Below are 12458 nucleotides of genomic sequence, written 5' to 3' on the forward strand. Positions count from 1 at the left end.
CTCCCAGCCCGCTCCGACACGGCCCACGCTTGACAGCTTAACAACGTTAAGCGCACACTGGCGACATGGAGCTTAACAACGTTAAGTCAGATCTGGACGTGCTGGTGGTCGGCGCCGGCGGCACCGGCCTGATGCTGGCCTGCGACCTCGCCCGGCGCGGGGTGCGCGCGCTGGTCGTCGAGCAGCAGGAGACGCTCTTCCCCGGCTCCCGCGGCAAGGGCCTGCAGCCGCGCACCCAGGAGGTCTTCGACGACCTCGGGGTGATCGACGCGGTGCGCGCGGCCGGCGGGCGCTACCCGCGGATGCTCAGCTGGCGGAACGGCACGCCGCAGGAGGAGTGGGACCTGATCAAGTCGGCGACCGAACGCCCGGGCGTGCCCTACCCGGCGGCGTGGATGGTCCCGCAGTGGCGCACCCAGGAGATCCTCTTCGCCCGGCTGCGCGAACTCGGCGGCACCGTGGCCTTCGGCACCGCGCTCCACGCGCTCACCCAGCGCCCGGACGCCGTCGAGGCCGTGCTGACCGGCGCCGACGGCGGCACCCGGACCGTCCGGGCGCGCTACCTGGTCGGCGCCGACGGCGGGCGCAGCGCGGTGCGGCGGGCGATCGGGGTCGCGATGACCGGCGAGACCGTCGACCCGCGGCCGGTCCTGGTCGCCGACGTCCGGATCGACGGGCTCGACCGCGACAACTGGCACGTCTGGCCCGAGGCGCCGGGCGGGATGCTGCTGCTCTGCCCGCTGGCCGGGACGGACGAGTTCCAGCTCTCCGCCCGCTTCGACGAGGGCGAGCCGGACCTCTCGCCGGACGCCGTCCGGGCGGTGATCGCCGAGCGCACCCAGCTGACCGCCGAGGCGGTCCGCGAGGTGCGCTGGTCCAGTGACTTCCGGCCGCGGGCCGCGCTCGCCGACCGCTACCGGGTCGGCCGGGTGCTGCTGGCCGGGGACGCCGCGCACGTCCACTCGCCGGCCGGCGGGCAGGGGCTGAACACCGGGGTGCAGGACGCCTACAACCTCGGCTGGAAGCTCGGCCGGGTGCTGCGGCACGGCGCGCCGGACACCCTGCTGGACAGCTACGAGGCGGAGCGCCGGCCGGTGGCCGCCGCGGTGCTGGGGCTGAGCACCGCGCTGTACGGGATGGCCACCCAACGCGGCGACCAGACCTCACAGTTGGGGATCGGCTACCCGACCGGCCCGCTGACCGTGGAGGACCGCGCGGAGCCACCGGCCGACACGCTGCGGGCCGGCGACCGGGTGCCCGACCTGCCGTACCGGGGCGGGCGGCTGTTCGACCTGCTGCGCGGACCGCACGCCACCCTGCTGGCGATCGACTGCCCGGCACCGGCGGTCGAGGCCCCGGAGCTGGTGGTCCGTGAGACGGCCGGCCTGGCGGGGTTCGGGCCGGGGCTCTTCCTGATCCGTCCGGACGGGTACCTCGGGCTGGCCACCCGGAACCCGGCCCGGGTGGCGGCCTACCTCGGGCAACTCTCCGGCGCCTCCGCCCTCACGACCGGCTGAGCCGGGTGACGGTGGCGCTGCTCAGACCGAGCAGATCGGCGGAGAACGGCGGCAACGCGGCGTCCACCGCCGTCGCGTCGCGCCGCTCGGTCGCGGCCGCCACCAGATTGGCGGCGTCCTGGGCGAGCACGCCGAGCCGGTCCTCGACACTGCCGGCCGGCGCCGGCGCCTCGCGCCGCAGCGGCCCGCCCGGCAGCACCGGCCGCGGCTCGACCGGCGAGGGCGCGGCCGGGTCGGCCGGCAGCGCCCGGCGGAGCGCGCCGGACGCCGTGTCCAGCTGGTCCAGCCGGCCCCGCAGTGCGCCCGGGTCCGGCCGGTCGCCACCCGGGGCCACCGCCCCCGCCAGGTCGCCCGCCGCCCGCAGCACCTCGCCGAGTGCCCCGAGGGCCGCCGTGGTCCGGGCCGCGGCGGAGGCCCGCGCGGCGACCGGCCGGATCACCGGGTGGCCGTGCGCGCCGACCGGGCCGCCGGGCGAGCCCGGCGCGGAGGCGGCGGCACTGCCGGCGAGCCCACCGGCCAACGCGGTACTGAGCAGGACGGCGGTCCACGACGTGCGGGGCATGAGCTGGTTCTTCCTTCCACCAAGGACGAGCGGCGACGGCTGGGACGGGCCGGCCACTCCTCACCTTGGGCACCCCGGCACCGGTTCCGCCATCGCGGATGGTCCGAACGTGCGTCAACTCGCCCGCACCACAAGCCGCCCGGTCACTCGCCGGCCGGGGCCACCCCCCAGAGCTGGGCCGAGCAGCGGGCGTAGACCGCCTGCCAGTGCGGCCACTGGCGAGCCGTCAGGTCGTCGCAGTCGGCCAGCAGCGCGTCGATCTGCTCCTCCGCCACCCCCTCCAGCAACCAGGCCAGCGCGTCCGGGGCGCCCGGCCCGTCGGCGAGCCGCAGCAGGTCGAGCAGCTCGGGCAGGGTGCCGACCCGGGACTGCGGGACGAGCAGCCGCGCCATCACCGGGAACACCTGCTCCTCCTCGATCCGCAGGTGGGTCTCCAGCCGGGCCGCCAGTTCCTCGACCGCGTACGCCACCGACCAGCAGCTGGCCGGATCCCGGGTGGCCACCCGCATCAGCGTGGTGGTCCGGGTGAAGCAGTGGTCCAGGTTGTGGTGGTCGTCCTCCAGCCAGTTGACCAGCAGCCGCAGCTCGGGGGCGAAGCGCCGGAGCAGCGGCCAGAGCCGGCCGTCCTGCTGCTCGTGGTGGCAGGTGAGCATCGCGGTCAGGAAGTCCCAGTGCCGCTGGAGCGCCGCGGCGCCCGCCTCGTCGCCGGGCTGCAGCAGCCGCAGCGCGGTGGGCACCCGGGCGAGGTCCCGGCGGAGCGCGGCCTGGGCGAGCCGCAGGCCGGCGAACCGCAGTGGCCGCGCGACCGCGACCGCCTCGCGGGGTCCGCGCGGGGCGGGAATGGACTGCAGGTGGGTCGGCGTCGGCATGGCGCTCTCTTCATGACTGGCGTGGGGACGGATCGGCGCCGCCCGCCTCGGGTGAGCGAAGCGGAGCGGCGCCGTGGGCCCAGGTTGTCCCCAGTCGATCAGAGACGAATCAATACCGGATTGCCGTGCAGGTCAGCGGCGGTTTCGCGGGTTCACCGGCGGTCAGCCGGGCCGCCGACGGAACTCAGTCGTTGGTCGGACCGGCCATGTTCTGGGTCAGCCACTGCAGGGTCAGCGGGATCATCTTCTTGAAGTCCGAGGTGAGGTGCTTGCCGCCGGGCTGCTCGTAGTACTGGATGTTCGTCGGCGCGGCGGCCTTCTGGACCCAGGCCTTCACCAGCTTGACCTCCGGCGGGTTGGCGCCGCCGGCGGTGGCCAGCATCCGCACGTCGGCCTTGCCCTGGCTCACCATCACACCCGGGCTGTTGGCCAGCCGCTCGTCCTCGTGCCCCTTCCAGAGCAGGGAGTCCGGGTCGAAGTAGCCGTCGATCGGCACCGCGGCCTTGTACTGGTCCGGGTGCTCCAGGGCCATCTTGGCGCTGCAGAACGCGCCGGTCGAGGCGCCCATCAGGCCCCAGCCGTCCCGGCTCTTCAGGGTGCGGAAGTTGGCGCGGACGAAGTCCGGGACGTCCTGGGACATCCAGGTGCCCATCTTCGGCTGGCCGGGGATGTCGCTGCAGTCGTAGGCCCGCTGCTCGTCGGAGGTCAGGTTCTGCACCGGCATCACCATGATGAACGGGTGCGCCTTGCCCTGCTTGGCCAGCTCCTCGTCGGCCTCCTGGATCGGCAGCTGGTTGTCGGTCCAGGTGTTGTAGCCGTTGCTCTGGCCGCCCGCGTAGAGGGTGAGCACCGGGAAGCCGGTCTTGGCGTACTTCGGGTCGTTGTACTCCGGCGGCAGCCAGATCCAGAGCTTGGCGGACACCCCGGACTTCTTGCCCTGCAGGGTGGTCATCATGATCGGTCCGGCCGCGGTGTCCCGGGCCTTGGTGAGCTGGGTGGTCGGGCCGGTCGGCATCAGCACCTTGGCATCGGCCGCGGGCGACGCCGGCACGCTCGGGGCCACCGAGCCGCCGGAGCCGGCCGGATGGGCGTCGGCGCCGGACGCGCCGCCACCGCCTCCCCCGCACGCGGTGAGGGCGCCGGCCAGGGTCAGCGCGGCGGCAGCGGTCAGAACGGCACGGGTACGAGCGAGCGGCGGATGCACGGCAGGTCTTCCGACTGGTGGGTGGCGCCCGAACCGTCTCGTAGTCGGGCGGCGCCGACCGGATGTGGGGCGGCGCGGGGTGAGGACGATCCTATGACGCGACCTCGTCCCGCCATGGTTGCGACCGGGCTGCCTGGCAACCAACATTTGCTGTGACTTTGGCAAAATCCCGGCCATCCGGCGGGGGTCGACCGGCGGGTGGTGTCGACTCCGTCCAAGGCCCGGACCGGGCCGCCACCGCCCTTCGGCGGCTCCTACGGTGACGGGCCGGCCCGCTGTCGGCGATCATCGGAGGACCGTCGCACCAGAGGGAGCACGCATGCCGCAGCAGATCGCCGTCGTCACCGGGGCCGGCACCGGCGTGGGCCGCGCCGTGACCCTCGAACTCGCCCGGGCCGGATGGCAGTTGGCCCTGGCCGGGCGGCGTGCCGAACCGCTCCGGGAGACCGCCCGGCTGGCCGGCGGCGGCCTGGTGGTCCCGACCGACGTCACCGACCCCGCGGCGGTGCACGCGCTCTTCGCCGAGGCGGCCGGGCACTACGGGCGGCTCGACCTGCTCTTCAACAACGCCGGCACCTTCGGCCGCGCCGTGCCGCTGGAGGAGCTGGGCCACGACGACTGGCGGGCCGTGGTCGACCTCAACCTCACCGGCTCCTTCCTCTGCGCCCAGGCCGCCTTCCGGCAGATGAAGGAGCAGCGGCCGCAGGGCGGCCGGATCATCAACAACGGCTCGATCTCGGCGCACGTGCCGCGCCCGCAGAGCATCGCCTACACCGCGACCAAGCACGCGGTCACCGGCCTGACCAAGTCGCTCTCGCTGGACGGCCGGCCGTACCGGATCGCCTGCGGGCAGATCGACATCGGAAACGCCGCCACCGAGATGACCGCCGCCATGAGCGTGGGCGCCCGGCAGGCCGACGGACGGATCGTCGTCGAGCCGACCATGGACGTCGCCGACGTCGCGCGGACCGTCCGGCAGATGGCCGAGCTGCCACTGGAGGCCAACATCCAGTTCGCCACCGTGCTGGCCACCACGATGCCGTACATCGGTCGCGGCTGACCGCCCGGGCCGGCCCGGCGGGCGACCGCCCGACGCCGGAGACGGCCGGGGACCGCGCCCGGCCAGGGCTCCCGGCACCCGGACGGCGCCGGAGGGGGGTCGCCGCGCAGCCCACATTGCGAACGAGTAACAATGGAACGCATGTGTGTCCCTCCGACGCGCCGCACCCGCGTGTGCCGTGCCGCCTCCTCAGCCCCGGTCGGGGGCGGTCACCTAGCACTCTGGGAGGACAGCCGATGAAGAATCCACGACCAGAGGATGATCGGACGGCCACAGAACGTCTGGCAGACTTCTCGTCCATGGGGGAACCGACCGAGATCCAGTCGCCGGGCGCCGAGCGCGCCACCACGGCACGCGGCGGCGGTTCCGTCCAGTCCCCCGGCCGGCCGGCCGACGGGCCTGCGGACGGAGCCGGCGCCAGCACCGCGCTTCGCGGAGCCTCCGGGGTCCGCGCCTGGATCAGCGCCCAGCGGCAGCATCCGGCCCGGCCCAAGGTGGTCTTCGAGCTCGCGCTGATCGCGATCAGCTACTGGCTGTACTCGTTGGTGCGCAACGCCGTCCCGGAGCAGGCCTCGGCCGCCGAGCGGAACGCCTTCTGGGTCTGGCACACCGAGCAGGGCCTCGGGGTCGCGGTGGAACGTTCGATCAACCACGCCGTCAACTCGGTGACCTGGCTGATCGTGGGGATGAACTACTACTACGCGACGCTGCACTTCATCATGACGATCGGCGTCCTGGTCTGGCTCTACCGCTGTCATCCCGGCCGCTACGCGGCCTCCCGCACGGTGCTCTTCATCACCACCGGCATCGCCCTGGTCGGGTTCTACTTCTACCCCCTGGCACCGCCGCGGCTGATGACCGACGGTCACTTCATCGACACCGTCGCCGTGCACCACACCTGGGGTTCGCTGGCCTCCGGCCCGGGCGCCAGCGTCTCCAACCAGTTCGCCGCGATGCCCTCGATGCACATCGGCTGGTCCTCCTGGTGCGGCCTGACGATCTTCTTCCTGGCCGAACGGAAGTGGGTGCGGGCGCTCGGCCTGGCCTATCCGGCGGCCACCCTGATGGTGATCATCTCCACCGCCAACCACTTCTGGATGGACGCGGTCGGCGGGGCGGTCTGCCTGGCCATCGGCTTCACGGTGACCCGGCTGGTCTACCACCGCTGGGCCTACCAGTTCCCGCAGGTTCCGGTCGCGCGGCAGAGCCCGCCGCAGGGCGCGTCGGTGCCCGAGCAGCGGCCCACCCCGGTCGGCGCCGGCTCCCGCCAGTAACTCCGCGCACGCCGCCCCCGTCCGGTCCGCCGGGCGGGGGCGGCGTCGTGTCCGGGCCCGGACCGGCCGTGGCGGACGCCCGGCCGTCGCACACGATCAGCCGTAGAAGACCTGCTCCATCACGCTCCGGGCCCGCCGGGTGGTCCGCCGGTAGTCGTCCAGCAGCTGGCCACTGCGCCCCTCGCCGTACCCGAGGTAACGGGCCACCCCGGCCAGCTCCCGCGACTCCCCCGGGAAGCTGTCCCCGGGCCGCCCGCGGACCAGCATCACCGCGGCGCGCACCCGGGAGGCCAGCACCCATGCCTCGTCGAGCACCCGGGCGTCGGCGGCGGCCAGCAGCCCCGCCTCCGTCGCGGCCCGCAGCGCCTCCCGGGTCCGGGTGGTGCGCAGCTCCGGCACCCGGTCCGCGTGCTGCAACTGGAGCAGCTGGACGGTCCACTCCACGTCGGCCAGCCCGCCGCGGCCGATCTTGGTGTGGGTGGTCGGGTCGGCCCCGCGCGGCAGCCGCTCCCGCTCCACCCGGGCCTTGATCCGCCGGATCTCCAGCAGGTCCCCCTCCGGCACCCCGCCCACCGGGTAGCGCAGCGGGTCGATCAGCGCCCGGAACCGCTCCCCCAGCTCGGCGTCGCCCGCCACCGGCTCGGCCCGCAGCAGCGCCTGGCTCTCCCAGACGTGCGACCAGCGCGCGTAGTACGCCCGGTACGAGCCCAGGGTGCGCACCAGCGGCCCCTGCCGGCCCTCCGGGCGCAGGTCGGCGTCGACCAGCAGCGGCGGCTCGGTCGACGGCACGGCCAGCCGGGTGCGCAGCTCGTTGCAGACCGAGCGGACGGCCGCGGTGGCGTCCCGGTCCCCGTCCGACCGCTCCTCGTGCACGAAGAGCACGTCCGCGTCCGAGCCGTAGCCCAGCTCGTGCCCACCGAACCGGCCCATCGCGATCACCGCGATCCGGGCCGGCAGCGGCGCGCCGTGCTCCGCCTCCCAGCTCGCCACGCAGGCCGCCAGCGCACCCTGCAAGGTGGCCGCGGTGAGATCGGTCAGCGCCTCCGAGACGGCTTCCAGCGCCTCGCCCGGGTCGTCCCCGAACCGGCCCAGCAGGTCGGCCGCCGCGGTGCGGAAGAGCTCGCGCCGGCGGACCGAACGGACCGCCGCGACGCCCGCCGCCGGGCCGTCCGCCCGGCCGACCGCCGCCAGCACCTCCTGTTCCAGCGCCGCCCGCCCGCGCGGCTGCAGCCCCTGCGGGTCGCCCAGCATGGCCACCGCCTCGGGGGCGCGCAGCAGCAGGTCGGGGGCGAGCCGCCCGGCCGAGAGCACCCGGGCCAGCTGCTCGGCCGCCGCGCTCTCGTCGCGCAGCAGGCGCAGGTACCAGGGGGTGCGGCCGAGCGCGTCGGAGACCTGCCGGAAGCCCAGCAGGCCGGCGTCCGGGTCGGCCGAGTCGGCGAACCAGCCGAGCAGCACCGGCAGCAGGGTCCGCTGGATGGCCGCCTTGCGGCTGACCCCGGTGGCCAGCGCGGTCAGGTGGCGCAGCGCGGCCGCCGGGTCGTGGAAGCCCAGCGCGACCAGCCGGGCCCGGGCCGCCTCGGTGCTCATCGCCGGAGTGCCCGGGGTGAGCGCCGCGCCGGCCGGGAGGTCGGCCACCGCGTCCAGCAGCGGGCGGTAGAAGAGCTTCTCGTGCAGCCGGCGGACCTCCAGCGCGTGCCGCTTCCACTCCCGCTCCAGCGCGGCCACCGGGTCGGCCCGGGTGTCGCCGTTGATCACCGCGGCCAGCGAACGGGCCAGTCTGCGCAGGTCGGCCGGGTCCTTGGGCATCAGGTGGGTGCGGCGCAGCCGGTGCAGCTGGATCCGGTGCTCCAGCGCGCGCAGGAACCGGTACGCGGCGTCCAGCGAGGCGGCGTCGGCACGGCCGACGTAGCCGCCGGCCGACAGCGCGGCCAGTGCCTCCAGGGTGTTGCCGCTGCGCAGCGCGGGGTCGGTGCGGCCGTGCACCAGCTGCAGCAGCTGCACCGAGAACTCGACGTCCCGCAGGCCGCCCGGGCCGAGCTTGAGCTGGCGGTCCAGCTCGGGGGCCGGGATCGCCTCGACCACCCGGCGGCGCATCTGCTGGACGTCCGCGACGAAGTTCTCCCGCTCGGCGGCCTGCCAGACCATCGGCGCCAGCGCCGCGACGTAGGCCGCGCCCAGCTCGGCGTCGCCGGCCACCGGGCGGGCCTTCAACAGGGCCTGGAACTCCCAGGTCTTGGCCCAGCGCTGGTAGTACGCGAGGTGGCTGGCCAGGGTGCGCACCAGCGGGCCGTGCCGCCCCTCGGGGCGCAGGTTGGCGTCCACCGGCCAGATCGAGCCCTCCCGGGTGGTGTCCGAGCAGAGCCGCATCATCCGGGCGGCCAGCCTGGTGGCCGCCTGCAGCGCGTGCTGCTCGTCGACGCCCTCGCGGGCCTCGGCGACGAAGATCACGTCGACGTCCGAGACGTAGTTCAGCTCGCGGCCGCCGCACTTGCCCATGCCGATCACGGCCAGTCGGCAGGCCTCGGCGGCCTCCTCGTCCGCCTCCTCGGCCAGCGCCAGCGCGGTCCGCAGGGTGGCGCCGGCCAGGTCGGCCAGCTCGGCGGAGGTCTGCGCGAGGTCGGCGGTGGCGCTCAGGTCGCGGGCGGCGATGGCCAGCAGGCAGCGGCGGTAGCCGGTGCGCAGCACGTCGGCGGGGTCGCCCTCGGCGGCGGCCAGCCGCTCGGCCAGCTCGCGGCGGAACTCCTCGGTGCCCGGGTGGATGTCCCGCACCTCGAAGGTCTCCAGGGCGTGCCAGTCGCGCGGGTGGGTGGCCAGGTGGTCGCCGAGCGCGGCGGAGGCGCCGAGCACGCTCAGCAGCCGGTCGCGCAGTGGCTTGGAGGTGGTCAGGGTGTCCCGCAGGGTGTGCCGCTCGGTCTCGCCGAGCGCCTCCAGCAGTCGGGCCAGGCCCAGCAGCGCGAGGTCGGGGTCGGCGGTGGCGCCCAGCGCGTCGAGCAGGACCGGGTCGTCGGCCAGGCCGTGCAGGGCGGGGACGGCGAGCCGGCGGACGGCCGCCTCGGGGTCGGTGAAGCCGCGGCGGACCAGCCGGACCTCGGGCCTGCTGACGCGGCTGCCGGCGCTGGTCATCCGGGCTCCCTTCGCTGGCGGTGATCGCTGGGTGGCGTACGTGTTCGTCAAGCTCCTTCCCCGCCCCGGGCGGGTGACGCACGCCGGCGGGGAACACGACCGCGGGGCCCGGCCGGTGGGCCGGACCCCGCGGGGGCGTGCGGGAGGCTGCGGGTCAGCGCCGGCCCGCCCGACGGGACAGCAGGAAGAGCGTGGCACCGGCGATCACCAGCAGCACCGAGACCGTCCCGAGCAGGCCCGGCCCGTCGTCGGCCCCGGTCTGCGCGAGCTGTCCGGGGGCGGTGGGGGTGGGCTGGGCGGGCGGCGTCGGGTGACTCGGCCAGGTGGGCCGGGTCGGCTTCGCCGGCGTGCTCGACGGGCTGGGCTTGCTCGACGGGCTGGGCGACGGACTGGGCTTGCTCGACGGGCTGGGCGACGGACTGGGCTTGCTCGACGGGCTGGGCGACGGGCTGGGCTTGCTCGACGGGCTGGGCGACGGGCTGCCCGGCGAACCGCAGATGTCCACGCTGCAACCGGCCTCCGTCCCGGTCGGGCAGCTGCTGAACGGCGGGCCGGTCACCGCGTTGTGCAGCGTCATCGGACCGTTGTCCGGCCGGTTGGTGGTGACGCTGTAGACGATCACGGTCTGCTCGCCCGGCCTGAGGTCACCGGTCCAGGTCAGCACGGGCGCGTCGTACCGCAGCCGCCCGACGCCCACCCGCGCGTCCTGGTCGTACCTGGCATCCGCGAGGTCCCCGCGGAGGTCGTCGGTCACCACCGCCCCGGTGATCGGCTCGTTCCCGTCGTTGTGGAGCCGGACGGTGAAGGTGATCCGCTGCCCGGCGACGTAGGAAGTCCGGTCGGCCGACTTCACGATCTCCAGGTGGCACCGCCGCGGATCGCGCGCCGGGGGCCCCTGCACGGGCGCGCTCGGCCGCGCCGACCCGCTCGGGCTCGTCACCGCACCGGGACTCGCCGACGCGCTCGGGCCGACCTCCGCGCCGGGGCTGGTCACAGCACTCGGCCCAGGGCTCGCCGACACACCGGCACTCGTGGTGGCACTCGCGCTCGCCGCCCCCACCGGCTCCCCCAACGCCCGCGCCGGCAACGCCCCCACCAGCAAACCCGTACTGGTGGCGCAGAGCGCGACCAACGGGACGACCCACCGTCGCACGCCCCTCACCGGCGTTCTCACCAACCGACCCACGCCCGCACCTCCATCACTCCGAGTGAATGCCACTCAGATCATGGAGGCGACAATTCTGACGAGGAGATCAGAACACGGAGATCATCAGGCAAGTCGTCGGAAATTCCCCCAAGCCGCCCAATCGCCGCCCCTCCGGCCCACCCCCACCCAGTACGACGGCTCCGGCCCGGTGGGGGTGATCCGCCGGGCCGGAGCCGCCGTACTGGCCGCCCGGTGGCTACAGCACCTGGAGGTTCTTGCGCAGCTCGAACGGCGTGACCTCGGAGCGGTACTCCTCCCACTCCTGGCGCTTGTTGCGCAGGAAGAAGTCGAAGACGTGCTCACCGAGGGTTTCGGCGACCAGTTCGCTGCGCTGCATCAGGTCGATCGCCTCGCCGAGGTTCTGCGGCATGGGCTGGATGCCCATGGCACGGCGTTCGGCGTCGGAGAGGGCCCAGACGTCGTCGTCGGCGCCGGGCGGGAGCTCGTAGCCCTCCTCGATGCCCTTGAGACCGGCGGCGAGGGTGACCGCGTAGGCGAGGTAGGGGTTGCAGCCGGTGTCCAGGGAGCGGACCTCGACCCGGGTGGAGCCCTGCTTGCCCGGCTTGTACATCGGCACCCGGATCAGCGCGGAGCGGTTGTTGTGCCCCCAGCAGATGTACGACGGCGCCTCGCCGCCCGCGCCGGCGGTGCGCTGCGAGCCGCCCCAGATCCGCTTGTAGGAGTTGACCCACTGGTTGGTGACGGCGGCGGTCTCGGCGGCGTGCCGGAGCAGGCCGGCGATGAAGGAGCGGCCGACCTTGGAGAGCTGGAACTCGGCGCCCGTCTCGTGGAAGGCGTTCCGGTCGCCCTCGAAGAGCGACAGGTGGGTGTGCATGCCCGAGCCCGGGAACTGCGAGAACGGCTTCGGCATGAAGCTCGCGTGGACGCCCTGCTCCAGCGCCACCTCCTTCATGACCAGCCGGAAGGTCATGATGTTGTCGGCGGTGGAGAGCGCGTCGGCGTAGCGCAGGTCGATCTCCTGCTGGCCGGGGGCGCCCTCGTGGTGCGAGAACTCGACCGAGATGCCCATCGACTCCAGCATGGTGATCGCCTGGCGGCGGAAGTCGTGGCCCACCCCGCGCGGGGTGTGGTCGAAGTAGCCGGACTGGTCGGCCGGCTGGGGCGCGGTGCCGTCCCCGGGGAGGTTCTTGAGCAGGAAGAACTCGATCTCGGGGTGGGTGTAGAAGGTGAAGCCGAGGTCGGAGGTCCGCTTCAGGGTGCGCTTGAGGACGAAGCGCGGGTCGGCGAAGGACGGTGAGCCGTCCGGCATCAGGATGTCGCAGAACATCCGTGCGGTGCCGGGGGTCTCGGAGCGCCAGGGCAGTATCTGGAACGTGGTCGGGTCCGGCTTGGCGATCATGTCGGACTCGTAGACCCGGGCGAAGCCCTCGATCGCGGAGCCGTCGAAGCCGATGCCCTCCTCGAAGGCCTGCTCCAACTCGGCCGGGGCCACCGCCACCGACTTGAGGAACCCGAGCACGTCGGTGAACCACAGCCGGACGAACCGGATGTCACGCTCTTCGAGCGTACGGAGCACGAACTCCTGCTGCTTGCCCATGGGGACAGTCTCACCTCTGCTCTTTACGTTCGTGTTACGCAAGCGGGACGGTCGCGGGACGCCGTTTCCGGACGTACGCACTGT

At 74.0% G+C, this 12458-nt stretch carries 9 protein-coding genes; 3 read left to right on the forward strand and 6 right to left on the reverse strand.

From position 1 onward, the window contains the following. Positions 1-65: 65 nt before the first annotated feature. Positions 66-1517, forward strand: a complete 1452-nt coding sequence (locus tag ACIGXM_RS17720) for an FAD-dependent monooxygenase (RefSeq protein WP_396561783.1) — start codon at positions 66-68, stop codon at positions 1515-1517. Here ACIGXM_RS17720 and ACIGXM_RS17725 read toward each other — a convergent pair. The 3 genes from ACIGXM_RS17725 to ACIGXM_RS17735 all read right to left on the reverse strand — a co-directional run bounded on the left by ACIGXM_RS17725 (position 1504) and on the right by ACIGXM_RS17735 (position 4152). Then, positions 1504-2079, reverse strand: coding sequence for a hypothetical protein (locus ACIGXM_RS17725; RefSeq protein WP_396561785.1), 576 nt, complete (start codon positions 2077-2079; stop codon positions 1504-1506). The two genes, ACIGXM_RS17720 and ACIGXM_RS17725, sit on opposite strands and share 14 nt — an antisense overlap. Positions 2080-2222: 143 nt before the next feature. After that, positions 2223-2948 carry a hemerythrin domain-containing protein gene (locus tag ACIGXM_RS17730; protein ID WP_396561786.1) on the reverse strand — a complete coding sequence of 242 codons (726 nt, stop codon included), beginning with the start codon at positions 2946-2948 and terminating at the stop codon, positions 2223-2225. A 184-nt stretch (positions 2949-3132) separates the two neighbouring features. Continuing rightward, a complete protein-coding gene (locus ACIGXM_RS17735) occupies positions 3133-4152 on the reverse strand; it encodes an alpha/beta hydrolase (protein ID WP_396561788.1) in 1020 nt (339 codons plus the stop codon). Between the two features lie 319 nt (positions 4153-4471). Here ACIGXM_RS17735 and ACIGXM_RS17740 point away from each other — a divergent pair, with 319 nt between their 5' ends. Next, entirely contained in the window at positions 4472-5212 is a 741-nt protein-coding gene (locus ACIGXM_RS17740) for an SDR family oxidoreductase (protein ID WP_396561790.1), read from the forward strand. A gap of 299 nt (positions 5213-5511) precedes the next feature. Beyond that, positions 5512-6486, forward strand: coding sequence for a phosphatase PAP2 family protein (locus ACIGXM_RS17745; protein WP_396561792.1), 975 nt, complete (start codon positions 5512-5514; stop codon positions 6484-6486). Between the two features lie 96 nt (positions 6487-6582). On the opposite strand, the gene ACIGXM_RS17750 is transcribed toward ACIGXM_RS17745, so the two are convergent. The 3 genes from ACIGXM_RS17750 to ACIGXM_RS17760 all read right to left on the reverse strand — a co-directional run bounded on the left by ACIGXM_RS17750 (position 6583) and on the right by ACIGXM_RS17760 (position 12374). Beyond that, positions 6583-9609 (reverse strand): bifunctional [glutamine synthetase] adenylyltransferase/[glutamine synthetase]-adenylyl-L-tyrosine phosphorylase, encoded by a 3027-nt coding sequence (locus ACIGXM_RS17750; RefSeq protein ID WP_396561794.1) that lies wholly within the window; start codon positions 9607-9609, stop codon positions 6583-6585. A gap of 154 nt (positions 9610-9763) precedes the next feature. After that, entirely contained in the window at positions 9764-10462 is a 699-nt protein-coding gene (locus tag ACIGXM_RS17755; RefSeq protein ID WP_396561796.1) for a hypothetical protein, read from the reverse strand. 550 nt (positions 10463-11012) lie between these two features. Beyond that, positions 11013-12374 (reverse strand): glutamine synthetase family protein, encoded by a 1362-nt coding sequence (locus tag ACIGXM_RS17760; protein WP_396561797.1) that lies wholly within the window; start codon positions 12372-12374, stop codon positions 11013-11015. Between the last annotated feature and the right edge of the window lie 84 nt (positions 12375-12458).

This window comes from Kitasatospora sp. NPDC052896, assembly GCF_044547075.1.
Lineage (GTDB): Bacteria > Actinomycetota > Actinomycetes > Streptomycetales > Streptomycetaceae > Kitasatospora.